Genomic DNA, 22,669 nt, shown 5'->3' with positions numbered 1-22,669 from the left:
TGTTAAGACCAGTTGCCGCGGATCAGTCCCAGTTGAGGCCGCCACGCCGCCACACGTAGGTGTAGGCGATGAAGACCGTGACGATGAACAGGACCATCTCGACGAAGCCGAACAGGCCGAGCGCGTTGAAGGAGACGGCCCACGGATAGAGGAAGATGGTCTCGATGTCGAAGATGATGAAGAGCATCGCGGTCAGGTAGAACTTCACCGGGAACCGGCCGCCGCCGACGGGTTGCGGGGCGGGCTCGATGCCACATTCGTACGCGTCGAGCTTGGCGCGGTTGTAGCGATGTGGACCGACGATCGGCGCGATCGACACGGAGAACAACGCGAAGAGCGCGCCGAGGATGAGTAACCCGACGATCGGGACGTATGGGTTGACCGACATCTCAGGACTCCTGCTTCGACTATTAGCCGTATTACACTATTCGTCCGATTTGTTCTTGGTCTAGCGGGGGTACGGGTCAGACGGCCGGAGCCACCTTCGTCAGGCCGTTGATGACCCGGTCCATCGCGTCACCGCCGCGCGGGTCGGTGAGGTTGGCCAGCAGTTTCAGAACGAACCGCATCAACGTCGGATGCGGCATGCCGTGCTTCGTCGCGATCCGCATGATCTGCGGGTTGCCGATGAGCTTCACGAACACTCCGCCGAGTCGGTAGTAGCCGCCGAACCGCAGACTAAGCTCCGACGGGTACGCCCGCAGCGCACGCTCGCGATCGGCGCCCTCGGGCCGGGCCAGCGCCTGCACCGCGACCTCGGCCGCGAGCTCACCCGACTCCATGGCGTAGGCGATGCCCTCGCCGTTCATCGGGTTGACCATGCCGCCGGAGTCGCCGACCAGCATGAGACCGCGCGTGTAATGCGGCACCCGGTTGAAGCCCATCGGCAGCGCGGCGCCCAGGATCGGCCCGTCCGCGTTGGCCTCGTCGCGGAAACCCCAGTCGGCCGGGGTGCCGGCCAGCCAGTCGGTGAGCATCGACCGGTAGTTGGTCTTGCCGAAGGCGCTGGACGAGTTGAGGATGCCGAGGCCGACGTTCACCCGGCCGTCGCCCATGCCGAAGATCCAGCCGTAGCCGGGCAGCAGGCGCGAGGAGTCCTCGGAGCTGCGCAGCTCCAGCCAGGACTCGAGGTAGTCGTCGTCGGCCCGCACGGGCGAGGTGTAGTAGCGCCGGACCGCCACGCCGAGCGGCCGGTCGTCGCGCTTGGTCAGGCCCATGGCGAGCGGCAGCTTGCCGGAGACGCCGTCGGCGGCGACGACCAGGGGCGCCCGGAACTGCACGGGCTCCTTGCCGGGGCCGACCTTGGCCTCGACACCGATCGCGTGGCCGTCGTCGTCGAGCACCGGGCCGGTCACGTTCACCGACGTACGCAGAATGGCGCCGGCCTCGACCGCGCGCTTGGCCAGCATGTCGTCGAAGTCGAGCCGGGTGCGCACGAGGCCGTAGTTGGGGAAGCTGGCCAGGTCGGGCCAGTCGAGCTCGAGCCGGACGCCGCCGCCGATCACCCGCAGGCCGCGGTTGTGCAGCCAGCCGGCTTTCTCGGAGGTGTCGACGCCCATCCGGACCAGCTGCCGGACGGCGCGCGGGGTCAGACCGTCACCGCACACTTTCTCGCGCGGGAACTCGGTCTTCTCCAGAAGCAGAACGCGCAAGCCGTGGCGCGCCATGTGATAAGCGGCCGCGGACCCGCCCGGCCCTGCCCCGACGACGATCACATCCGCTTCGTCGGCGATCGGACCGGATAGTACCTCGTTGCGCACACCACACCTCCGTCTCGCAGCGGCTCGTGAAACAGTTCACAAGCGCGCCCAAGTCGGAGTCTAAGACGGCCATCGAAGCTCGTTCGGGTAAGGGAACCCTAACTGTTTCGGTCCGGTGAATTGACGGACGGTTCCCCCTCGGAGTCCAGGAACTGACGGAAGGTACCGCCGGTCGCCTTCTCCAACGCGGAGATCAACTGCTCGACGAGATCTTGTGCCAGCTCAGGATCTTGAGCGGCCACCATTCGGATACGGGCGGCCAGCTCCATGCCACGGCGCTCGCCGGCGTCACGGTCGTCGATCGCGATGTCGATGTCGGTGTCCTCGAGATGCCCGAAAGTGGTCATTCTCCGAGGAAAACAGGAACTCGCCGTAGATGGGCGGAAACGTGCGACTTGTCCCCTTTAGAGACGAGTGGCCCGGTGGAGCGCGACGACGCCGCCGGTCAGGTTCCGCCAGCCGACGCGGCCCCACGATCCCGACGCCGCGATGCGCCCGGCCAAGGCCTCCTGATCCGGCCAGGCACGAATCGATTCGGCGAGATAGACGTACGCGTCGGGGTTGCTCGACACGGTCCGCGCCACCGCCGGCAGCGAGCGCATGAGGTACTGCAAGTAGACGGTGCGGAACGGCCCATTCGTCGGGTGGCTGAACTCGCACACCACCAGGCGCCCGCCGGGACGGGTCACCCGGCCGAGCTCACGCAGCGCAGCGCCGGTGTCGACCACGTTGCGTAGCGCAAAGGAGATGGTGACCGCGTCGAACGTGCCGTCCGGGAACGGCAGTTTCAGCGCGTCGCCGGCCACCAGCGGCACCACCGGCCGGGCCTGACGCCCCACCCGCAGCATGCCGACGGACAGATCCGCACCGACCGCGAAAGCGCCCGACCGGCCCAGCTCCTCGGTGGAGACCCCGGTGCCGGCGCCTACGTCGAGCACCCGCTCCCCCGGCCGCAGACCGAGCGCCGCGCGGGTGGCCCGCCGCCAGCCACGGTCCTGCCCGAAGGAGAGCACCGTGTTGGTCAGGTCGTACCGCTTGGCCACGCCGTCGAACATCTCGGCGACCTCATGCGGCTGCTTGTCCAGATCTGCGCGCGTCACGCGCTCAAAACTACCTGCACAGACAGATCGGGCGGGATGGTCACCCATCCCGCCCGGTTCCTTGTGCGTTATATATACGACCGCCATCGGTCGGGTCCGCAAATCCGTACCGAGGCAGTGCTGGCCCGGTAGAGATTCAAGAAGTTCTCAGGTCTTACGAGGGCAACGTAACCAGCGCGGAAAGCTCGGAACAGAGGTTCACGTCGCTCGTTACGAAGTGGCAATCCGCCCTCCCCGGTTCGCCGAGGGGCACCTGACCGAACGGTCAACGGCGACCCCCCGAACAGGGCGTTCTCGATATCGGCCTGTGACTTTCTTTACCTTTACGAGACCCTTTACGAGACGCCGACCACCGGCAGCTGTTTGCGGCCGGCGCCGCCGCCCGGCATCGCGATCGAGGAGAAGTGCGACACGACACGCTCGTCGGTCGGGTCGTCCTCGGGCGTGTAGTGCACGGCCAGATGCTTGTAGAGCGTGTCGCGCTGGGCCGGGATGCGGTCGGCCGTACGGATCATCCAGATCAGCTCGTGCAGGTTCGACCGGTGACGGGCGCCGGCCGAGGAGATCACGTTCTCCTCCAGCATGATCGAGCCCAGGTCGTCGACGCCGAGGTGCAACGAGAGCTGGCCCACGTCCTTGCCCGTGGTCAGCCACGAGGCCTGAAGGTGGGACACGTTGTCGAAGAACAGCCGCGACATGGCCAGGAAGCGCAGGTATTCCATCGTCGTGGCCTGCGTGCGGCCCTTCAGGTGGTTGTTCTCCGGCTGGTAGGTCCACGGGATGAAGGCCCGGAAGCCTCCGATCTCCTGACCGGTCTCGACGGCGTCATCGCGGTAGCCACGCTCCACGGCGAGGTCCTGCACGTCTCGGATCATGCGGATGTGCTCGATGCGCTCCTCGTGCGTCTCGCCGGTGCCCATCATCATGGTCGCGGTCGACGAGAGGCCGTTGCGGTGCGCGACAGCCATCACCTCGAGCCAGCGGGCGCCGCTCTCCTTCAGCGGGGCGATCGCCTTGCGGGGACGGTCGGGCAGCATCTCGGCGCCCGCGCCGGCGATCGAGTCGAGGCCGGCCGCCTTGATCCGCAGGACGGCGTCCTCGATCGAGACGCCGGAGACCTTGGCCATGTGCAGGATCTCGCTGGGGCCGATCGAGTGGATCGCGAGCTGCGGGTACGCCTGCTTGACCGAGGAGAAGAGGTTCTCGTAGTACTCCACGCCGTAGTCGGGGTGGTGGCCGCCCTGGAGCATCACCTGGGTGGCGCCGAGATCGACCGCCTCGCCGCAGCGGTTGAGGATCTCCTCCATCGGGTGCGACCAGCCCTCCTTGTGCTTGGGGGCACGGAAGAAGGCGCAGAACTTGCACGCGGTGACGCACACGTTCGTGTAGTTGATGTTGCGATCGATCAGATAGGTGACGATGCCGTCCGGGTGACGGCGGCGGCGCACCGTGTCGGCGGCCTCGCCCAGCGCGTGGAACGGAGCCTCGGTGTAGAGCAGCAGCGCCTCCTCGGGCGTGATCCGCCCGCCGTCGGCCGCGCGCTGCAGGATGCTGTCGATCTCCCGGTTCGCCGTCACGTACCGAAGAGTACGTCCGCCGGGGGTGAACCGTCAGCGGCCTACCTCTCAGATGGGTCGTTACTCTCGATGGCGGTCTGTCGGTGGGGGTGGCTGTGCTGGTCGTACATGGTGGTTGGGCAAGCGGCCAACTGATGCTCTGGGCCGAAGACCCAACCCGCCCGCTGACCACTTCCTCCCGGGCAGCCGACCGCCCACATCCATTCGCGGCGCCAGCCGAGGACTTGCCCCATTTGTCCGCGGAAAGCGCGGAGGGCGGCGCAGGGAGCGAAGGCAGCGCGGGGCGCGACGGTGAGGCCCGCGCCGGGCGCGAAGGCGCGGGGACGGCCGTGCTTCTGCTGCCCAGCACTGCGCGCGGGCCGGTGCCGTCGCCCGAGACCGGTATCGAGGCCGCCGGGCGCGGGATCAAGCTTTCTCCCTGGCGAGTGCCGGTGCTTGTCGTTCCCGGGTCCGAGGCGATGGCCGTGCTCGGCGAGCTGGCCGAGCCGTCCGACGACTGGCTGGCCAGCTCCGACCTGCGCTATCTCTGCGTTCTGGCCGGATACGCCTGCGACCTGGCCCGCCGCGGCCGGATGCTGCCGCAGCTCGTCACCGAGGACGGCGTGGCCACCGCTCGGTGGCGGCCCGTTCTCACCGGGGCCGACGCGGCCACCTATCGCGACTTCGGGGCCGGCATGCCGCCCTCGGTGCGGGCCGCCGGCGACGGCGTGGCGGTGACGCTGCGCAACGGGCTCGATCACCTCGTCGACTCGGGGGCACGCTCAGTGATGCCCGAGCGGATCCTGCACGGGCATCGGGCCGGCCCCAGGGCGCCGCTGCCCGACCGCTGGATCGCCGCGCTGACCGCCGACGACCCCACCCTGCCCGGCGCCCGGCCGGCCGAGGTGCGTGAGCTGCGCCAAGCGCTCGACGACTGGCTGCGCGCCGCCCACGAGGCCAACGGCCCGGTGAGGGTGAGCTTCCGGCTGTTCGAGCCCGAGCCCGACACCGACGAGTGGGGCCTCGAGTTCGCCCTCCAGTCGGCCGAGGACCCGAGCCTCTACCTGCCGGCCGAGGAGGTCTGGGCCGGTGGCCGCTTCCCCGGGCTGCCCGCCCGCCCGGACGAGACGCTGCTGGCCGGGCTGGGCCGGGCCATCCGGCTCTTCCCGCAGCTCCACGTGGCCCTGCGCGACCAGGAGCCGGGCCGGATGGCGATCGACACCGCCGAGGCGCACGAGTTCCTGCGGAGCGCGGCGCCGCTGCTCCAGGCGGCCGGCTTCGGCGTTCAGTTGCCGGCCTGGGCCGGGCGCAAGGCGGTCGGCCTCAAGCTCACCACCCGCTCCCGCAAGCCGAAGGGCACCTCGACCCGGGCCGCCGCCGACTCCGGCTTCGGGCTCCAGGAGCTGGTCGACTTCCGCCTCGACCTGGTGATCGGCGACGGCGTGGTCAGCGCCGAGGAGCTGGCCGAACTGGCCCGGCTCAAGGTGCCGCTGGTCCGGGTCCGCGGCCAGTGGGTGGAGCTGGACGACCGCCAGCTGCGGGCCGCCCTCAAGGCCGTCACCAAGCGGCGCGAGGGCGAACTGACCGCCGGCGAGGTGCTCCGGCAGGTGGTGGACGGCGGCGAGGAGGATCTGCCCCTGGTCGAGGTCGACGCCGACGCCGACGGCATGCTCGGCGACCTCCTGTCGGGCCAGGCGGCCGACCGCATGGAGCCGGTTCCGACCCCGGCCTCCTTCCAGGGCGCGCTGCGCCCCTACCAGGAACGCGGCCTCTCCTGGCTGCACTTCCTCACCCGCCTGGGCCTGGGCGGCATCCTCGCCGACGACATGGGCCTGGGCAAAACGGCACAGACCTTGTCCCTCCTCCTGGCCGAGCGAGCCACCACACACGGCACCGACCCCTCGGCCACCGCCCCCGCTCCCGCCGCCATCCCATCCCACCGCCGGATAAATCCGACTCTTCTCATCTGTCCAATGTCGCTGGTCAGCAACTGGCAGAAGGAAGCCGCCCGATTCGCCCCGTCGCTTCGCGTGTACGTGCATCACGGCGGCACCCGTGTCCGCGGTGACGACTTTTTCGACACTGTGGACAATTCGGACGTCGTCATCACCACCTACGGCACCGCGACCCGTGACCTGGAAACGCTGAAGAAGGTCGACTGGGGCCGCGTGGTCTGCGACGAGGCCCAGGCGATCAAGAACAGCGGCACCCGTCAGTCCCAGGCCGTCCGCGCCGTGCCGGCCCGCACACGCCTCGCCCTGACCGGCACTCCGGTTGAGAACCACCTGGCCGAGCTCTGGTCCATCATGGACTTCTGCAACCCCGGCATCCTCGGCCCGGCCAAACGGTTCCGCCGCCGCTTCCAGGAGCCGATCGAGATCCACCAGGACGAGGACGCGGCCGCCGCCCTCAAGCGCGCCACCGGCCCGTTCGTGCTGCGCCGCCTCAAGACCGACAAGACGATCATCTCGGACCTGCCCGAGAAGAACGAGATGAAGGTCTGGTGCACGCTCACCGCCGAGCAGGCCACGCTCTATCAGGCCGTGGTCGAGGACATGCTGTCCGAGATCGAGGGCAGCGAGGGCATCCAGCGCCGCGGCAACGTGCTGGCCGCGATGACCAAGCTCAAGCAGGTCTGCAACCACCCGGCCCACCTGCTCAAGGACGGCTCGCGGCTGCCGGCGCGCTCGGGCAAGCTGGCCCGGCTCGAGGAACTCGCCGAGGAGATCATCGAGGACGGCGACAAAGCCTTGATCTTCACTCAGTACGCCGAGTGGGGCGCACTGTTGCAGCCCTATCTGGCCGCCCATCTCGACCGCCCGGTGTTGTGGCTCCACGGTGGACTGTCGAAGGCCAAGCGTGATGATCTGGTCGAGCGTTTCCAGAACGACGACGAGCCGATGCTTTTCCTGCTTTCCCTCAAGGCGGCCGGTACGGGCCTGAATCTGACCGCCGCCAACCATGTCGTCCACTTTGACCGGTGGTGGAATCCGGCCGTGGAGAACCAGGCGACCGACCGGGCGTTCCGGATTGGACAGTCGCGCAACGTGCAGGTGCGCAAGTTCATCTGCACCGGCACGCTGGAGGAGAAGATCGACGCGATGATCGAGCGGAAGAAGGCGCTGGCCTCCTCGGTCGTCGGCACCGGCGAGGACTGGATCACCGATCTCAGCACCGATCAGCTGCGCGAGCTGTTCGCGCTCGACCCCGCGGCGGTGAGGTGACATGCCGACCGATCCGAAGGGGCGGTTCTTCGAGGGCGGCGGCCGTCCGATCGAAGTGGACGGTGGCATCGCCGTGCGGGCCAAGCGCGGCAAGATCGGCGAGCAGTGGTGGTCGCGCCGCTTCGTCGACGTGCTGGAACAGGTCTGCGACGGTGGCCGCCTCGCCCGTGGCCGCGCCTATGCGCGCAAGGGCCAGGTCATGAACTTCACCTTGGCCGCCGGGCGGGTCACCGCCCGGGTGCAGGGTTCGCGGCCGCAGCCGTACGAGGTCAATGTCGAGATCTCGGCCTTTGACAAAGCACAGTGGACCGTTTTGACGGAGGCGCTCGGCGCGCAGGCGCTCTATCGCGCGGCGCTGCTGGCGGGCGAGATGCCGCACGAGATCGTGGAGCTTTTCGCGGCCCACGACGCGCCGCTGTTCCCCGACCGGCTCGACATCCGGTGCAACTGTCCTGATTGGGGAGTGCCGTGCAAGCACGGCTCGGCCGTGCTCTACGTGCTGGCCGAGGCGTTCGACGACGACCCGTTCCTGGTGCTGGCGTGGCGCGGGCGTGACCGCGAGGCGCTGCTGGACGCGTTGCGCGGCACGCCCGAGCCGGCGCCGGCGGTCGACCCGCTCGCGGTCGAGGAGTCCCCATTGGACGAACGGCTCGGCGACTTCTACGCGCCCGCGATCAGCCTGGGACGGCTGCGCGAGCGGCCGTCCCGGGTGACCGTGCCACCTGAGCTGCTGTTACGGGCGCTGGACGCGCCGCCGGTCAAGGTGCGCCACATCCCGCTTGTCGATCTGCTGCGACCGGCCTACCGGGACCTCCACGATGGATCGACCGGAGAAGCTACGCCGTAAGAATGTCGTCCAGAGCCGCGACCTCGTCCCCGGAGAGTTCCCACGCACCGGCCGCGGCGTTGGCCTGAACCTGCTCGGCGCTGGTCGCACCGGCGATCACGCTGCTCACGGCCGGACGGGCGGCCAGGCCGGCGATCGCGACGTCGAGCAGGCTGTGGCCGCGCTCGGCGCCGAACGACGACAGCGCCTCGATCTTGTCCCAGTCGGCGGCGTCGAGGAAGCGCTGGTAGCGGTCCTGGGAAAGGCGGGTGCCGGCCGCCGGCTTCTCGCCGCGCCGGTATTTGCCGGAGAGCAGGCCGGAGTCGAGCGGGAAGAACGGCAGCAGGCCGAGGCCGTAGTGCTCGCACGCGGGGACGACCTCGGTCTCGACGTCGCGCTGGAGCAGGCTGTAGCGGTTCTGCGCGCTGATGAACGGGGTGAGGCCGGCCGCGCGGGCGGTCCAGTCGGCGTCGGCGATCTGATATCCGGCGAAGTTGGAGTTGCCCAGATAGCGCACCTTGCCCGAGCGGACCAGGTCGTCGAGGGCGGAGAGGGTCTCCTCGATCGGGGTCTGCGGGTCGGGCTCGTGGATCTGGTAGAGGTCGATGTAGTCGGTCTCGAGCCGGCGCAGTGAGGCCTCGACGGCGCGCACGATGTAGCGGCGGGAGCCGCGGGCGCCGAAGTCGTTGCCGTTGAGGCCCTCCATGTTCATGCCGAACTTGGTGGCCAGCACCACCTCGTCGCGGCGGCCCTTGAGCGCGGCGCCCAGGCACTCCTCGGAGGCGCCGTGCGGTGTGCCGTAGATGTCGGCCGTGTCGAACAGCGTGATGCCGGCGTCGAAGGCGGCGTCGACGACCTCACGGGTGCCGTCGGCGTCCAGCTTGCGGCCGAAGTTGTTGCAGCCGATGCCGACGACGGAGACGACCAGGCCCGAGGTGCCCAGCCGGCGGTAGCTCATCTCACTCATGAGCATGACCCTATGCCCGTTCGTACCCTCGTTTGCCCGGGACGGGGTTACATCGTCGTCGATCTATTGACACGGGTTGTTAACAAATCCGACGCTCACCTGAGAGCGCTCTCCCCGCCCTGCCGTCGTCCCCGAACGGAAGGTGTCCCGTGCGAAAAGTCCTGGGTCTGCTGGCCGCCGCGGTCCTGGCCGCGCCCCTCGTCTCCCCACCGGCGGCCTCGGCCGTCGGTCCCTCGCTGCTGCCCGTCACCGTCACCAACAACACCGGGCGCGGCGACGCGGTCTACCTGTACGTGATCGGCGTGCAGCTGTCGTCCGGCCGGCTCGGATATGTGAACCAGTCCGGCGCCTTCACGCCGTGGACCGGCGGGGCGCTTCCGCCCGTGGCCGCTCCGGACGTGTCGATTCCCGGCGCCGGAAACGGCGGCACCTCGACCATTCAGTTCCCGCGCGGATTCTCCGGCCGCGTCTACTTCTCGCTCGGCGCCAAGCTGAAGTTCTTCCTCACGCCGGACGGGCTCGTGCAGCCGGCGCCATGGGCGGGCGGCGACGCCAACCGCGACATCCTGTTCGACTGGAGCGAATTCACCTACAACGACGCCGGGCTGTGGCTCAACAGCTCACAGGTGGACATGTTCGCCGTGCCGCACGCCGTCACGGTCACCGGCGCCTCCGGTGCCACCAAGCGCACGGGCGATCTCGTGGCCAACGGCCGCGACGCCGTCATCAACACCATCCGCGGCACCTCGGGGTGGGCGAACACGGTCTACACCCGCTCCGACGGAACCGTGCTGCGAGTGCTCGCGCCCGGCAAGGCGGCCGGAGCCGGCCTGCTCAGCGCCAACTACCTCGACTCGTACATCGCCTCGGCCTGGAACGCCTACGCCTCCAAGACGCTGACCGTGGTGCCGTTCGGCGACCAGCCCAACACGCGCTACTTCGGGCGCACCTCGGGCAACACGATGGTCTTCACGAACTCGTCGGGCGCGCAGGTGGCGTCGTTCAACCGGCCCTCGTCGTCCAGCGTGTGGGGCTGCGACGGCGACCTGCCGGCGCCGAACGACCAGGTCGTGGGCCCGATCTCGCGGACTCTCTGCGCGGCCCTGAACCGGGGCACGCTCGGCACCATCGACACCCAGCCGAGCACCAATGCGGCCGACTTCTACCGCAACAACCCGACCAATGTGTACGCCAAGGTGATCCACGCGAACATGGCCGACGGCAAGGCCTACGCGTTCGCCTTCGACGACGTCGGCGCCTTCGAGTCGCTCGTGCACGACGGTGACCCGCGGTCGGCCGGCCTCGTCCTGACGCCGTTCAGCGGCGGCGGCACGACACCCCCGCCGTCGGGCAGCGGCGTTCCGCTCATCAGCGCGCTGAACAACAAGTGCATCGACGTGCCCAGCTCGAACTTCGTCGACAGCGCGCCGCTGCAGATGTGGGGCTGCAACAACACGAGCGCCCAGAAATGGACGTTCACCGGCGGCACCCTGAGGAGCCAGAACAACAAGTGCATGGACGTGGCGGCGGCGGGCACGGCCAACGGCACACCCATTCAGCTGTACGCCTGCAACGGCACCGCCGCGCAGCAGTTCGTCCTCTCGGGCGCCGGCGATCTGGTCAACCCGCAGGCCAACCGGTGCGTCGACATCAAGGAGGTCAACCCCGCCGACGGCGCCCGGCTGCACCTGTGGGATTGCGTCGGCGCCGCCAATCAGAAGTGGCGGACGTCCTAAGGCCTCCAGAGGCCGAGCTGACGGGACAGGGCCACCAGCTCTCCGGTGCTGTCCCAGAGGTAGGCGTCCTCCTCGACGAGGCCCGGCGCGATGTGCCGGGCCTCGATCCGGGCCTGAACCCAGCCCGGCGCGGGCTGCTTGCGGACGTGCACGGTGAGCTCGAGGGTCGGCACGGTCACCGGACCGACGAGCTCACCCAGCGCCGGCGGGAAGGCGTCGACGAAGAACGGCAGCGCGGCCAGGTCGGGCTCACGGCCGTCGGCGAAGCGGATCCAGCCGTCGATGCGGGCCTCGCCGGGACCTTCGCCGCCCACCCAGCGCGACACCGGCAGCACCCGGTAGTCGAACCGCTCGGCGATCGTCGCGCCGATCGCGAGGGCCAGCTCGGAGTGGGTCGACCGGCACTCGTCCGGCGACGCGATCGCCGGGGCCGGGATCGGGTGCTCGACCGGAGCGTCCTGCAAGGCCGGGTCGCCGTAGGTGGCGACGACGCGCACCCGCTCCTTGCCGTCCTGGTTCAGCGCGACCGCGACCGTGCTGGTCAGCCGGCCCCGCTTGACCGGCTCCACGGCCAGGTCGGCCGGGCCGTCCTGGCCGGGACGCACGTAGTGCGCGGTCGCCGTGATGAGCCGCTGCTCGGGCACGACCTGCCCGGCCGCGGCCAGCGCCACGGCGAACAGGTAGCCCCCGTTGGGCACGCCGCTCGCGATCGACCAGTCGTCGGTGAGCGTCGCCGACCATCGCCCGTCGTCGCCGCTCACCGCGGTGTCAGCGTCGAACTGGTAGCCCATGCGATCTCCCCCTGAAATGACCTTGATCGGGGACTTTAGCCAACGAACACGAAGACCGCCCTGGCATGTGACCAGGACGGTCTTGATCGCGTACGGAGGTCAGATCGTGGTGATGATCCGGCGGCGCCGGAAGAGGTACGCCGCCGCGCCGCCCACCAGGAGCAGGAGGGCGCCGCCGAGCGCGACCCATCCCGTCGGGGCGCCGGTGACCGGCAGACCGGGCTCGTCGTCGCCACCGCCCTGACCGCCGCCGGTCAGCTTCAGCGTGAGAGCCGCCTTGTTGTTCTTGGTGTTGCCGTCCTGCGGGCCGCCGTCGACCGTGACCGAGCCGGCCGTGACCTTCTCCTCGGTGATGGTGCCGGTGAAGGAGAAGCGCGCTTCCTCACCCTTGACCAGGCCGTCACCGGGCAGGCAGGTGTAGACCCGGCCGTTGATGTTGCTGTCCTTGTCGATGTCGTCGAAGTCGGTGGGCACCCCGCGACCGGGGAAGCACGCCTCGTCGACCTCGGTGAGCTTCAGGCCGGTGGGCACGGTGACCTGCACGGTCTGGTACCAGTCGATCGTGGCCGGCACGAGGCTGGTCGGGCCGAGGTTGCGGACGCCGACCTCGACGGTCGTCTCGTCGCCGATCGCGCCGGCGAAGGCGCCGCCGATCGCCGCGCTGTCCGCGGCCGACTTGCCGGCCTCGACGCCGAAGAAGGCGACGTTGTCGTCCTCGTTGAGGTCGTCCGGGAGCTGGCTCTCGTCGGGGATGTCGGCGGCGGCCTTGCGCTGCGCCTCGAGCTTGAGCACCGGCCCGGTCTTGGCCGCGAGCGCGGCGGCGGCCGACTCCTTCACGCCGACGACCGAGACCGCGGCGCTGTACGTGTACGGACCGCCGGCGTCCGCCCGCAGCTTGATCTTCACCGGGGTGGCCGCCGGCACGGTGAACGTCGTGTCCGGGGCGAACTCCTGCTGGAAGAAGCAGATGACGCCGGGGATCTTCTCGCCTTCGACCTCGGTGAGGCAGTTGCGATATTTGCTGAGCGCCTCGAGGCCGTCCTCGGCGACCAGGGCCACGCCGATCGCGTCGACGGTCTCGCTGCCGGTGTTGCGCACGACGATCGGCACGTCGGCGGACTGCCCGCGGTTGAGCTTCATGTCGTCGATCGGGTCGGTCTCGAGGTCGACGCCGCCGGTGGAGCGCACGACGGTGACGTCGCTGCTGTAGCCGTCGACCGTGGCCGTGAAGTGCGAGACGAGCTTGTCGCCGGTCGGCTTCAGCGTGATGGCCAGGTTGCCCCGCTTGCCGGCCTTGAGGTCGATCTTGCAGCTGGTCGCGTCGCAGCCGGCCGGAAGCGTCAGGCCGAGGCTCGGGTCGACGTTGCTGAACGACATGACGACGCCCTTCGCGTCGCCCGGTCCGGCGTTGAAGAGCTCCGCCTTGAACGTCTTGGTCTTGCCCTGGATCACCGACACCTGCTCGGGCAGGTAGAAGTCGACGAACGGCGCGTCGTCGGACGGCGCGGCCTGAGCCGGTGCGGCGAGTCCGCCGAGGGCCGCGGCGGCGAGAGCGGCCGGGAAGGCCAGAGAGCGGAGACGCATTGAGCACCGGTTCCTAGGAATCAGCTGAGAGTCCCGGGAGCGTAGAGTCTCCGCTCAGGAAGATCAAACTTCGGCGAATACCGGGCCATCGGCCGGAAGCGGTGGCACTTCACCCCGAGCGGCGGCACGATGGGCGAATTCCCGCATACCGGCGATCTGGCGCTCGCCGAGCGAGAAGTCGAGCACCCGGAAATACGTCGCGAGCGTCTCCGCGTCGAACGGCTCCCACCGGGCGGCCGCGGCGGCCACCTCGTCGAGCTCGCCGAGCGAGAGGTCGCGGGAGCGCTGGAACGCCTCGTGCACGTCTTTGACCACGCCCGGGTTGGCCGCCGCGAAGTCTTTGCGGACCGCCCAGACCGCGAACACCATGGGCAGGCCGGTCCATTTCTTCCACGCCTCGCCGAGGTCGGTCACCTCGAGCCCGAGCCGTGGCCCCTCGTACATCGCGCGCAGCGCCGGGTCGCCGATCAGCACGCCGGCGTCGGCCTCGATGAGCATCTGGGTGAGCTCGGGCGGGCAGCGGAAATATTCGGGCTCGGCGCCGTACTGCTCGGCGAGCAGCATCTGCGCGAGCAGCACCCCGGTGCGCGAGGTGGAGCCGAGCGCCACCGGCCGCCCGTCGAGCTCGGCCAGCGGCCGGGTGGAGATCAGGTTGACCGAGAGCACCGGCCCGTCGCTGCCGACCGCGAGGTTGGGCAGCAGCACCAGCTCGTCGGCGTGGCGCAGGTATTCGACAAGGGTGATCGGGCCGATGTCGAGGTCGCCGGCGACCAGGCTGGCGCTGAGCCGCTCAGGCGTGTCCTTGTGCAGATCGACGTCGAGCAGGGCGCCCGAACGCATCAGGCCCCAATAGATGGGCAGGCAGTTGAGGAACTGGATGTGCCCGACCCGGGGCCGAATGGCGCTGTCGCTCATGCCCCGACGCTATCTCTCACCAAGTGGGAACCGCCCGCGCCCGGTGCCGATGGTGGTTCACGTCGCACGACCAGCAGGGCGGCCAGCGCGGTGAGCAGCCCGGCGGCGCCGGCCGAGGCGATCAGCACCCGCAGATCGACCAGGCCGACGAGCGGGCCGGCCACGAGCAGGCCGACCATGCCGGCGCCCTGGATCGGCGCGTTCATCCCGGCGAACGCCCGCCCCCGGGCGGCCGGCGGGGTGCGGCTCGTGACGAACACCATCACGAAGACGTTGATCGCCCCGTTGAAGAGGCCACCGACGATCCAGAACGGGATGAGCCACAGCGCGTCGCCGACGAAGGCCGCCCCGATGAAGGGCACGCACGTCGCGGCCGTCACGGCCAGCATCGCGAACGGTGTGATCCGGTGGGACGGGAAGCGGCTGAAGGTGACCGAGCCGAGAAGCATGCCGACCGTCCAGGAGGCGGCGACGAAGCCGTAGACGGTGGCCGAGGCGCCGAGCGTCTCGCGGACGAAGAAGACGTCGAAGACGTTGATCGCGGCGATCGCGAGCACGACCGCGGCGAGCAGGCCGACGACCACGGCCAGCGTCCGGTCGTCGCGCAGGCGCCACGGCTCGAGCGGCACCGCGGACCGCACGCCGCCGCCCCGCCGCCGGGTGCGGATGGCCAGGGCGGCCACGACGAGAGCGAGATAGGTGGCCGCGTCGATCAGCAGCGGCACGCGGGAGCCGGTCTGCCCGACCAGGACGCCGGCCAGGGCCGGGCCGATCAGCACACCGATCTGACCGGCGGTCTGGCTGATGCCGCTCGCCTTGGCCAGGTCTTCGCGACGGACCATCTCGGGCAACAGGGCCGACAGCACCGGCCCGGTGAAGGCGAGACCGCAGGCGAGCAGCGCCACCAAAGCGATGATCAGCACCGGGTGGCTCACGAAGGCCAGGGCCACGCAGACGGCGGCCTGCGCGGCCGCGGTGACCGCGAGGATCACGCGACTGTCGGCGAGGTCGGCCAGACGGCCGCTGAGCGGGGCGAGCAGCACCGGAGGCACGCCCGCGGCCAGCATCAGCGCCGAGATCGCCACGCCGCCGTGTCCGGCGCCCTGAAGCACGAGAGCAAGCGTGGTGGCGGCGAGGAAGTCTCCACAGCCCGACAGCGCCCGGGAGCCGACGACCAGATAGACGTCGGACCAGCGCGAGGACTGAGACGTGAAAGACATACTTCGAAAATAGTCCTTCACACTTCTTGATCGCTAGCCTTCCTGCTCGACGGGGAAGGCGAAGTAGTTGAAGTGCACGCGCCGAGCCTCGGGGGGAGCCTTCCGATCGCGGGCTCGCAAAGGCTCCACGAGAGCATTGATCTTGGCGGTCAGCGACTTCAGCTCCTCGGCCGTGACCAGCATCTCGAGGCTGGTCATGCCGCCCGCGTCGCGCCACGGCTCCGGCTCGTCGGGCTGGCGCTCCACCCACTCGCGGGCCCGGCGCACGTCACGTTCGAGGAAGACGTCGACCAGGGCCAGCGCGGCCGAGATGGCGGCCGGGTCGGCGCCCTCGGTCTCGATGCGCAGCCCGGTGCTGGTGCTGCGCCACACCCGCTCGCGCCCGTCCCCGCGGCTCGGCGCCTCCTCGATCAACTTGTATTTCGCCAGCTCGCGCAGGTGATAGCTGGTGGCGCTGGGCGAGAGGCCGACCAGCTCGGCGCACTCGGTCGCGGTGATCGCGGCGCCGGTGTTGTTCAGATATTCCATGATCTCGATGCGGGCCGGATGGGCCAGCGCCCGCATGACCTGGGGTTCGGAGATCCGCCTGCTCTGCCCGTCCGTCATGGCCACCATTATTCGGTGGAGTGCCCGAAAGGTTGCGCGTAGTGTGGGTGCCCGCTCGACGGCCGTGGTGAGCATGCACCGCAGCGGACGTCCCCTCCGCGCCGGCGACTTTCTCTTCGCGAGAGCCGGATACGCGAGCAGCCAGGAAACACCTGCCTGAGGATGAAGCGTGCCCGCATTCGACCTGGACACCGAACTAGCAGCCGAGAGACACCACCTGAGCGAGTCGCGCGCCGCGCTCGGCCGGATGCGGGGGCGCGCCGAGGCGCTCTTCTCGACCGGCGACAAGGTGGCCGGCGACGCCTACACGGCCGAGCAGCTCGGCCGGCACATGGCCCGCCGGGTCAAGGAGCTCGCCGACGACCCGACGACGCCGTTGTTCTTCGGCCGGCTCGACATCGAGGAGTCGGCCTATCACGTGGGCCGGCGGCACGTCACCGACGACGCCGGCGAGCCGATGGTGCTCGACTGGCGCGCCCCGCTGTCCCGCTCGTTCTACCGGGCCAGCGTCCGCGACCCGCAGGGCGTCAGCGTCCGCCGCCGGTTCGGATTCGTGAGAGGAGAGCTGACCAGCTTCGAGGACGAGCATCTCGACCGCGGCGAGGAGCTGGGAACGAAAAGCCGCATCCTGACCGCCGAGATCGAGCGCCCCCGCGTCGGGCCGATGCGCGACATCGTGGCCACCATCCAGCCCGAGCAGGACGAGCTGGTCCGGGCCGAGCTGACCGACTCGATCTGCGTGCAGGGCGCCCCCGGCACCGGGAAGACCGCCGTCGGCCTGCACCGGGCCGCGTTCCTGCTCTATCTGCATCGTGAGCGGCTGCGGCGCTCGGGCGTGCTGATCGTCGGGCCGAACACGGCCTTCCTGTCGTACATCTCGGCCGTCCTGCCCGCCCTGGGCGAGGTGGAGGTCCACCAGTCCACGGTGGACGAGCTGATCGGGCGCGTGCCGGTCCGTGCGGTCGACAGTCCGGCGGCGGCGCTGGTCAAGAACGACGCCCGGATGGCCGAGGTGCTGCGCAGGACGCTGTGGAGCCGGCTGACCAAGCCGACCGATCCGATCATGGTGTCGGACGGCTCGTACCGCTGGCGGATCGACGCCGAGCCGCTGCGCCGGATCGTCGACGAGGCCCGGCGCGAGGGCCTTCCGTACGCGGTGGGCCGGGAAAGGGTCAAAGCCCGGGTCGTCGGTCTCCTGCAGCGGCAGTCGGAGTACCGCACCGGCAACTCGCCGACCGACGGCTGGCTGCGGCGGATGAGCAAGGTCGCCCCGGTCACCGAGTTCCTCGAGAAGGCGTGGCCCGCGGTGACCCCCGAGTCGCTGGTGGCCGAGGTGCTCACCGACCCGTTCGTGGCCGGCGACCTGCTGACCGCCGAGGAGCAGGAGGCGATCCGCTGGGGCAAGCCGCCGCGTACGGTCAAGGCCTCGAAGTTCACGGCGGCCGACCTGGTGCTGATCGACGAGGCGGCCGGGCTGCTGGAGCGCGAGGCGAGCTTCGGCCACGTGGTCATCGACGAGGCGCAGGACCTCTCGCCCATGCAGGCGCGGGCGATCGCCCGGCGCAGCGAGCACGGCTCGATCACGGTGCTCGGCGACCTGGCCCAGGGCACGGCGCCGTGGGCGGCGCCTGAGTGGCCGGAAATCCTCAACCACCTCGGCAAGCCGCAAACAAGAGTCGTCCCGCTCACCGTCGGCTTCCGGGTGCCGGCCGCGGTGGTCGAGCTGGCCAACCGTCTGTTGCCGGCGCTGGGCGTGAACGTGCCCGAGGCGGTCTCCCTGCGCCGCGACGGCGACCTGGTGATCGTGCCGGTCGCCCCGCCGTCCGATCTGGACACGGAGACGCTGGCCGAGATCACGGCGGCGCTCACCCACGAGGGCTCGGTCGCGGTGATCGCGGCGGACGCCGCTGTGGAACGGCTGCGCGGTCATCTCACGGCCGCGGGCATCGAGCACGCGACGCCCGACGACGTCGACTCCGAGGCGCGCGTCACGGTGGTGCCGGCCACGGTGGTCAAGGGATTGGAGTACGACCATGTGGTCGTCCACGAGCCGGCCGACATCGTCGCGGCCGAGCCGAAGGGCCTCAACCGCCTCTACGTGGTGCTGACCCGGGCCGTGTCCCGCCTGTCGGTCGTCCACGCGAAGCCGCTGCCGGCCCCGCTGGCCTGAGTCAACTTTACGGCACAAACTTCTTTGACTTTGTGCCGTAAAGTGGTCTGCATGGATGACGACGTCCCTCTCGGCAACCCGGCGGAATCGCTCGCGCTGATCGAGCGCGAGCGCGCCAACCTCGAGCGCGACATCACCCCCGACCCACGGTGGATGCTCTGGCCCTGGGGCATCGCCTGGCTGGTCGGCTTCGCCCTGTTCTTCCTGCGCTACGGTCCCGACGGCCGGGTCTTCGTCGACCTGCCCGACTGGCTGCCCTTGCTGGTGCTGATGACGCTGATCCTCGCGGCCGGCGTCACCACCGGCGTCATGGGCGCCCGCGCCGGCCGCCAGGTCTCCGGCCCCACCTCCCGTCAGGGCCTCCTCTACGGCGTGACCTGGTCGGCCGCGATCACCGCCTTCGCCGTGCTCTTCGCCCGCATCAGCGACGTGCTTCCGGAGCCCGAGTCCGGCCTGCTCTGGGCCGGCGGCATGGTCGCGGTGACCGGCGTCCTGCACATGGCCGGTGGTGCGCTGTGGAACGACCGCGACCTCTACTTCCTCGGCGCCTGGACGCTGCTGGCCGACGTCGTCGGCATCCTCATCGGGCCCGGCTGGCACTCGCTGATCGTCTGCGTGGCCGGCGGTGGCGGGATGATCGTCGCCGGCCTGATCGGCTGGCTGCGACTGCGATGACCGAGATCGATCCCCGTGTCACCGAGCTCGACCCGGTCATCCACGCGCAGGCCCGGCTGCGGGTCGTCTCGGCCCTCTCGGTGCTGCGCGACGACGACAGCGTCACCTTCCCCCGGCTCCAGGAGAGCCTGCGCATGACCGCCGGCAACCTCTCCGTCCACCTGCGCAAACTCGAGGACGCCGGCTACGTCGAGGTCACCAAGACCCACCACGGCCGTACGCCGGCCACGCTGGTCCGGCTCACCCGCCGGGGCCGGCTCGCCTTCGAGGACTACACCGCCGCGCTCCGCGCCCTGCTCGACCCGCTGGAGGAGCAATGATCCTGGCCCGCGCCGCCGAGGTGAGCCGGCGTTACGGCGACACCCTGGCGCTCGACCGTGTCAGTCTCGACGTCGCCGCCGGCGAGCTGGTCGGCCTGCTCGGCCCGAACGGCGCCGGCAAGAGCACCCTGGTCAACCTGCTCACCGGCCTGCGCCGGCCGAGCTCGGGGCGGGTCGAGCTCTGCGGTGGCGATCCGCGCCGGCCGGCGAGCCGCCGGACCCTGGGCGTCACTCCACAGGAGACGGGGCTTCCCGCCTCGCTTCGCGTCGGCGAGGTCGTTGATTTCGTACGGGCCCACTACGCCGACCCGATCTCCCGCGACGAGCTGCTGGACCGCTTCGGGCTGACCGACCTCGTACGCCGGCAGACCGGTGGCCTGTCCGGCGGTCAGAAGCGCCGCGTCGCCGTGGCCCTGGCCTTCGCCGGCCGGCCCGAGATCGTCTTCCTGGACGAGCCCACCACCGGGCTCGACGTGGAGGCCCGGCACGCGCTCTGGGAGGCCGTCCGCGCGTTCCACGCCGACGGCGGCACGGTCGTGCTGACCAGCCACTACCTGGAGGAAATCGAGGCCCTGGCCCGGCGGGTGGTGGTGATCGGGGGCGGCCGGGTGCTGGCCGACGACACCGTCGAGGCCGTACGGGGCCTGGTCGCCGTCCGCCGGGTCAGTCTCACCACCACGGCGCCGCTGCCGGAGCTGGCCGGCCTGGTCGGCGTCGAGCACGACGGCGGGCGCACCCACCTGCTGACCGGTGACGCCGACGGCCTGGTGCGCGAGCTGGTCACGCGCGAAGTCCCGTTCACCGATCTCGAGGTGCGGCCGACCTCGCTCGAGGAGGCGTTCCTGAGCCTCACGCGTACGCCGATCGCAGCGTGACCGGAGGTCCGAAGATGTCGTCCCTCGCTCTGACCCATGCCCGTTTCCAGCTCGTCGAGACCGTCCGCATCCCGATCGCGATCTTCGGCAGCGCCTTCTTCCCGGCCGCCGCGATGCTGGCCTTCGTCGTGCCGTTCGCCGGCGGCGACCCCGTCGCCGCGACCTACGCGACCGTCTCGATGATCACCTTCTCGGTGATGACGACCAACCTTTTCCAGTACGGCGTGGGTGTCTCCGAGGACCGCGCCCAGCCCTGGGATCCCTACGTCCGCACGCTGCCCACCGGGCCGCTGGCCCGGTTCTCCGGCCGGGTCCTCGCCGGCCTGGTGCTGATGGTGCTCTCGCTGATCCCGGTGATCGTCATCGCGGCGCTGTTCACCGAGGCCACGCTGAGCGGGGAGCAGTTCCTGCTCACTGCCTCGGTCACCGTGCTCATCTCGATCCCGTTCACCCTCATGGGCCTCGCGATCGGATATTCGCTGCCGCAGAAGGCGGCCATCGTGGTCGCGCAGGTGCTGTTCTTCCCGCTCGCCTTCCTGGGCGGACTGATGACCGCGCCCGGCGCCGCCCCCGGCATCGTCGAGGACCTGGCGCCCTACCTGCCGACCGGCGGCGCCGCGCGGCTGATGTGGGCCGCGGCCGGCGACTACCCGCTCGAGCCGCTGTCCATCCTGGCCCTCATCGGCTGGACGGCCACCCTTGCGGGGTTCGCCACCTGGGCCTATCGGCGCGACGAGGGTCGCCGTTTCAGCTAGAACATTGACACTTAAGGCTGTGTTTAGATACGCGGTGTGATGATGCGGCGATGACCGCATCGACGCCCGGGACGCCCAGCTGGGTCGATCTCGGAACCGCCGATCTCGCCGACGCCGAGAGGTTCTACACCGAGCTGTTCGGGTGGACGTCGGAGGTCTCCGGCGAATACATCACCTTCTGCCGCAACGGGCGGCCGGTGGCCGGCGCCGGCCCGCTCTACGGCGTGGGGCAGCCGACGGCCTGGAGCACCTACATCGGCACCGACGACGCCGACGCGGTGTCGGCCCGAGTGGCGGCGGCCGGCGGCAAGGTGCTGGTGCCCCCGTTCGACGTGGCCGATCAGGGGCGGATGGCCGCCTTCCTCGATCCGGGCGGGGCGCCGTTCAGCGTCTGGCAGCCGTGGGCGATGCGCGGCGCCGAGCTGTTCGACGTGCCCGGCGCGCTCACCTGGAACGAGCTGAACACCCGCGACCTGGACGGCTCGATGGCGTTCTACCAGGCCGTGTTCGGCTGGCAGTTCCGCAACAGCCGGATGGACGGCGTGCCGTACGTCGTGGCCAAGGTGCGCGAGACGCCGGTCTGCGGCATCCAGCCCATGGTCCCCGAGCTGTGGCCCGACGACATGGGCCCGCATTGGATGGTCTACTTCGCGGTCCACGACTGCGACACCGCCGCCGAACACACGCTGGCGCTCGGCGGCCACGTCCTGCACAGCCCGAGAAGCCTTTCCATCGGCCGGTACGCGGTACTGAGCGACCCGCAGGGCGGGATGTTCGCGGTCCTCGCCGGCAACCGTTAGCCGGCTACCCACGCACCGGGACGACCAGTGGGCCGTGCTCGCCCTCGATCACGCGGACCCGGACCCGGTAGTGCTTGGCCAGGTTCTCCTCGGTCAGCACGTCGCGGGCCGTTCCGGCCGCCACCACCCGGCCTCCGGCCAGCAGCACCATCCGGTCGGCGTATTCGCCGGCGGTGGTGAGGTCGTGCATCGTGGCCAGCACGGTGAGGGCGCGCTCGGCCCGCAGCCGGTCGACCAGTTCGAGCACCTCCTGCTGGTGGCCGATGTCGAGGGCGCTGGTGGGCTCGTCCAGCAGCAGGATCCCGGCGCCCTGGGCCAGCGCGCGGGCCAGGAAGGCCCGCTGCCGCTCGCCGCCGGACAGGGTGTCGAGCCGCCGGCCGGCGAACCGGGTGAGGTCGAGCTCCTCCAGCACCTGCTCGACGACGGCCAGGTCGTTAGCCGACTCACGACCCAGGGGCGGGACATAGGGCGTACGCCCGAGCAGCACGTAGTCGAAGACGCGCATGCCGGGCGGGACCACGGGCGACTGCGCGACCGTGGCGATCGTCTTCGCGCGCTCGCGCCGGTGCAGCCGGTCGATCGGGCTGCCGTCCAGCTCGACCGTCCCGTCGAACGGGAGCAGCCCGCCGATCGCGCGCAGCGCCGTCGACTTGCCGGCGCCGTTGGGCCCGATCACCGTGACCCATTCGCCCCGCTCGACGTCGAGGTCCACGCCGAGCACGATCGGCGTGCCGTCGAGGCTCACACGCAGGCCTTCGACGCGGATCGCGCTCACGCGGCAGCCGCCTG

21 protein-coding genes are annotated in these 22,669 nt (G+C 70.2%); 9 read left to right on the top strand and 12 right to left on the bottom strand.

Features of this window, described 5'->3' with window-relative positions; all coding sequences use genetic code 11:
* Positions 1 to 22: 22 nt before the first annotated feature.
* From CRP55_RS43400 to mqnC, 5 genes are all read right to left on the bottom strand, one after another.
* Complete coding sequence (locus CRP55_RS43400) at positions 23 to 388, bottom strand: NADH-quinone oxidoreductase subunit A (protein ID WP_097327860.1); 366 nt, start codon at positions 386 to 388, stop codon at positions 23 to 25.
* A gap of 76 nt (positions 389 to 464) precedes the next feature.
* A complete protein-coding gene (locus CRP55_RS43395; protein WP_179855598.1) occupies positions 465 to 1,760 on the bottom strand; it encodes a geranylgeranyl reductase family protein in 1,296 nt (431 codons plus the stop codon).
* A gap of 98 nt (positions 1,761 to 1,858) precedes the next feature.
* Positions 1,859 to 2,107 carry a hypothetical protein gene (locus CRP55_RS43390; protein ID WP_097327859.1) on the bottom strand — a complete coding sequence of 83 codons (249 nt, stop codon included), beginning with the start codon at positions 2,105 to 2,107 and terminating at the stop codon, positions 1,859 to 1,861.
* Between the two features lie 57 nt (positions 2,108 to 2,164).
* Entirely contained in the window at positions 2,165 to 2,908 is a 744-nt protein-coding gene (locus CRP55_RS43385; protein WP_097327858.1) for a demethylmenaquinone methyltransferase, read from the bottom strand.
* Positions 2,909 to 3,195: 287 nt separating this feature from the next.
* Positions 3,196 to 4,437 carry a cyclic dehypoxanthinyl futalosine synthase gene (mqnC, locus tag CRP55_RS43380; protein ID WP_097327857.1) on the bottom strand — a complete coding sequence of 414 codons (1,242 nt, stop codon included), beginning with the start codon at positions 4,435 to 4,437 and terminating at the stop codon, positions 3,196 to 3,198.
* 95 nt (positions 4,438 to 4,532) lie between these two features.
* On the opposite strand from mqnC, the gene CRP55_RS43375 reads away from it, so the two are divergent.
* Together CRP55_RS43375 and CRP55_RS43370 are read left to right on the top strand one after the other, a co-directional pair.
* Positions 4,533 to 7,640: a DEAD/DEAH box helicase gene (locus CRP55_RS43375; RefSeq protein ID WP_097327856.1), complete on the top strand. Its 3,108-nt coding sequence runs from the start codon at positions 4,533 to 4,535 to the stop codon at positions 7,638 to 7,640.
* 1 nt (position 7,641) lies between these two features.
* On the top strand, positions 7,642 to 8,487 hold the full coding sequence (locus CRP55_RS43370; protein WP_097327855.1) for an SWIM zinc finger family protein: 846 nt from the start codon (positions 7,642 to 7,644) through the stop codon (positions 8,485 to 8,487).
* On the opposite strand, the gene CRP55_RS43365 is transcribed toward CRP55_RS43370, so the two are convergent.
* Positions 8,477 to 9,433: an aldo/keto reductase gene (locus CRP55_RS43365; RefSeq protein WP_179855597.1), complete on the bottom strand. Its 957-nt coding sequence runs from the start codon at positions 9,431 to 9,433 to the stop codon at positions 8,477 to 8,479. The genes CRP55_RS43370 and CRP55_RS43365 overlap by 11 nt on opposite strands.
* Positions 9,434 to 9,582: 149 nt before the next feature.
* Between CRP55_RS43365 and CRP55_RS43360 the strand changes: the two genes are divergently transcribed.
* A complete protein-coding gene (locus CRP55_RS43360) occupies positions 9,583 to 11,169 on the top strand; it encodes a beta-1,3-glucanase family protein (RefSeq protein WP_097327854.1) in 1,587 nt (528 codons plus the stop codon).
* Here CRP55_RS43360 and CRP55_RS43355 read toward each other — a convergent pair.
* The 5 genes from CRP55_RS43355 to CRP55_RS43335 form a co-directional block, all read right to left on the bottom strand.
* Positions 11,166 to 11,960: a thioesterase family protein gene (locus tag CRP55_RS43355; RefSeq protein WP_097327853.1), complete on the bottom strand. Its 795-nt coding sequence runs from the start codon at positions 11,958 to 11,960 to the stop codon at positions 11,166 to 11,168. The genes CRP55_RS43360 and CRP55_RS43355 overlap by 4 nt on opposite strands.
* A 99-nt stretch (positions 11,961 to 12,059) precedes the next feature.
* Entirely contained in the window at positions 12,060 to 13,544 is a 1,485-nt protein-coding gene (locus tag CRP55_RS43350; protein WP_097327852.1) for an LPXTG cell wall anchor domain-containing protein, read from the bottom strand.
* A 63-nt stretch (positions 13,545 to 13,607) separates the two neighbouring features.
* Complete coding sequence (locus CRP55_RS43345; RefSeq protein WP_097327851.1) at positions 13,608 to 14,459, bottom strand: menaquinone biosynthetic enzyme MqnA/MqnD family protein; 852 nt, start codon at positions 14,457 to 14,459, stop codon at positions 13,608 to 13,610.
* Positions 14,456 to 15,679 (bottom strand): MFS transporter, encoded by a 1,224-nt coding sequence (locus CRP55_RS43340; RefSeq protein ID WP_097327850.1) that lies wholly within the window; start codon positions 15,677 to 15,679, stop codon positions 14,456 to 14,458. Before CRP55_RS43340 ends, CRP55_RS43345 begins: the two co-directional genes overlap by 4 nt.
* A 33-nt stretch (positions 15,680 to 15,712) precedes the next feature.
* Positions 15,713 to 16,285 carry an ArsR/SmtB family transcription factor gene (locus CRP55_RS43335; protein WP_097327891.1) on the bottom strand — a complete coding sequence of 191 codons (573 nt, stop codon included), beginning with the start codon at positions 16,283 to 16,285 and terminating at the stop codon, positions 15,713 to 15,715.
* A gap of 169 nt (positions 16,286 to 16,454) precedes the next feature.
* Between CRP55_RS43335 and CRP55_RS43330 the strand changes: the two genes are divergently transcribed.
* The 6 genes from CRP55_RS43330 to CRP55_RS43305 are packed head-to-tail and all read left to right on the top strand — an operon-like array spanning position 16,455 to position 21,880.
* Positions 16,455 to 18,455: a HelD family protein gene (locus CRP55_RS43330; protein WP_097327849.1), complete on the top strand. Its 2,001-nt coding sequence runs from the start codon at positions 16,455 to 16,457 to the stop codon at positions 18,453 to 18,455.
* 51 nt (positions 18,456 to 18,506) lie between these two features.
* Positions 18,507 to 19,130: a transporter gene (locus CRP55_RS43325; protein ID WP_097327848.1), complete on the top strand. Its 624-nt coding sequence runs from the start codon at positions 18,507 to 18,509 to the stop codon at positions 19,128 to 19,130.
* The gene (locus tag CRP55_RS43320) at positions 19,127 to 19,450 is read left to right on the top strand and encodes a winged helix-turn-helix domain-containing protein (protein WP_097327847.1); all 324 of its coding nucleotides are present in this window, start codon (positions 19,127 to 19,129) and stop codon (positions 19,448 to 19,450) included. Before CRP55_RS43325 ends, CRP55_RS43320 begins: the two co-directional genes overlap by 4 nt.
* Positions 19,447 to 20,325 carry an ABC transporter ATP-binding protein gene (locus CRP55_RS43315; RefSeq protein ID WP_097327846.1) on the top strand — a complete coding sequence of 293 codons (879 nt, stop codon included), beginning with the start codon at positions 19,447 to 19,449 and terminating at the stop codon, positions 20,323 to 20,325. Before CRP55_RS43320 ends, CRP55_RS43315 begins: the two co-directional genes overlap by 4 nt.
* A gap of 14 nt (positions 20,326 to 20,339) precedes the next feature.
* Positions 20,340 to 21,080: an ABC transporter permease gene (locus CRP55_RS43310; RefSeq protein WP_097327845.1), complete on the top strand. Its 741-nt coding sequence runs from the start codon at positions 20,340 to 20,342 to the stop codon at positions 21,078 to 21,080.
* A gap of 50 nt (positions 21,081 to 21,130) precedes the next feature.
* Positions 21,131 to 21,880, top strand: a complete 750-nt coding sequence (locus CRP55_RS43305; RefSeq protein WP_097327844.1) for a VOC family protein — start codon at positions 21,131 to 21,133, stop codon at positions 21,878 to 21,880.
* A 4-nt stretch (positions 21,881 to 21,884) separates the two neighbouring features.
* On the opposite strand, the gene CRP55_RS43300 is transcribed toward CRP55_RS43305, so the two are convergent.
* Positions 21,885 to 22,655: an ABC transporter ATP-binding protein gene (locus CRP55_RS43300; RefSeq protein ID WP_097327843.1), complete on the bottom strand. Its 771-nt coding sequence runs from the start codon at positions 22,653 to 22,655 to the stop codon at positions 21,885 to 21,887.
* Between the last annotated feature and the right edge of the window lie 14 nt (positions 22,656 to 22,669).

Origin of the sequence: Paractinoplanes atraurantiacus (genome assembly GCF_900215205.1) — a bacterium.
Lineage (GTDB): Bacteria > Actinomycetota > Actinomycetes > Mycobacteriales > Micromonosporaceae > Actinoplanes > Actinoplanes atraurantiacus.
This window is presented reverse-complemented; position numbering and strand designations above follow the sequence as displayed.

What these genes read in the sequence shown, in the direction of transcription:
- CRP55_RS43305 (WP_097327844.1), top strand. Translation starts at nt 21,131, where the DNA reads ATGACCGCATCGACGCCCGGGACGCCCAGCTGGGTCGATCTCGGAACC.
- CRP55_RS43355 (WP_097327853.1), bottom strand. Translation starts at nt 11,960, where the DNA reads ATGGGCTACCAGTTCGACGCTGACACCGCGGTGAGCGGCGACGACGGG.
- CRP55_RS43370 (WP_097327855.1), top strand. Translation starts at nt 7,642, where the DNA reads ATGCCGACCGATCCGAAGGGGCGGTTCTTCGAGGGCGGCGGCCGTCCG.
- CRP55_RS43325 (WP_097327848.1), top strand. Translation starts at nt 18,507, where the DNA reads ATGGATGACGACGTCCCTCTCGGCAACCCGGCGGAATCGCTCGCGCTG.
- CRP55_RS43350 (WP_097327852.1), bottom strand. Translation starts at nt 13,544, where the DNA reads ATGCGTCTCCGCTCTCTGGCCTTCCCGGCCGCTCTCGCCGCCGCGGCC.
- CRP55_RS43335 (WP_097327891.1), bottom strand. Translation starts at nt 16,285, where the DNA reads ATGACGGACGGGCAGAGCAGGCGGATCTCCGAACCCCAGGTCATGCGG.
- CRP55_RS43315 (WP_097327846.1), top strand. Translation starts at nt 19,447, where the DNA reads ATGATCCTGGCCCGCGCCGCCGAGGTGAGCCGGCGTTACGGCGACACC.
- CRP55_RS43345 (WP_097327851.1), bottom strand. Translation starts at nt 14,459, where the DNA reads ATGAGCGACAGCGCCATTCGGCCCCGGGTCGGGCACATCCAGTTCCTC.
- CRP55_RS43340 (WP_097327850.1), bottom strand. Translation starts at nt 15,679, where the DNA reads ATGTCTTTCACGTCTCAGTCCTCGCGCTGGTCCGACGTCTATCTGGTC.
- CRP55_RS43390 (WP_097327859.1), bottom strand. Translation starts at nt 2,107, where the DNA reads ATGACCACTTTCGGGCATCTCGAGGACACCGACATCGACATCGCGATC.
- CRP55_RS43320 (WP_097327847.1), top strand. Translation starts at nt 19,127, where the DNA reads ATGACCGAGATCGATCCCCGTGTCACCGAGCTCGACCCGGTCATCCAC.
- CRP55_RS43365 (WP_179855597.1), bottom strand. Translation starts at nt 9,433, where the DNA reads ATGAGTGAGATGAGCTACCGCCGGCTGGGCACCTCGGGCCTGGTCGTC.
- CRP55_RS43310 (WP_097327845.1), top strand. Translation starts at nt 20,340, where the DNA reads ATGTCGTCCCTCGCTCTGACCCATGCCCGTTTCCAGCTCGTCGAGACC.
- CRP55_RS43400 (WP_097327860.1), bottom strand. Translation starts at nt 388, where the DNA reads ATGTCGGTCAACCCATACGTCCCGATCGTCGGGTTACTCATCCTCGGC.
- CRP55_RS43385 (WP_097327858.1), bottom strand. Translation starts at nt 2,908, where the DNA reads ATGGGTGACCATCCCGCCCGATCTGTCTGTGCAGGTAGTTTTGAGCGC.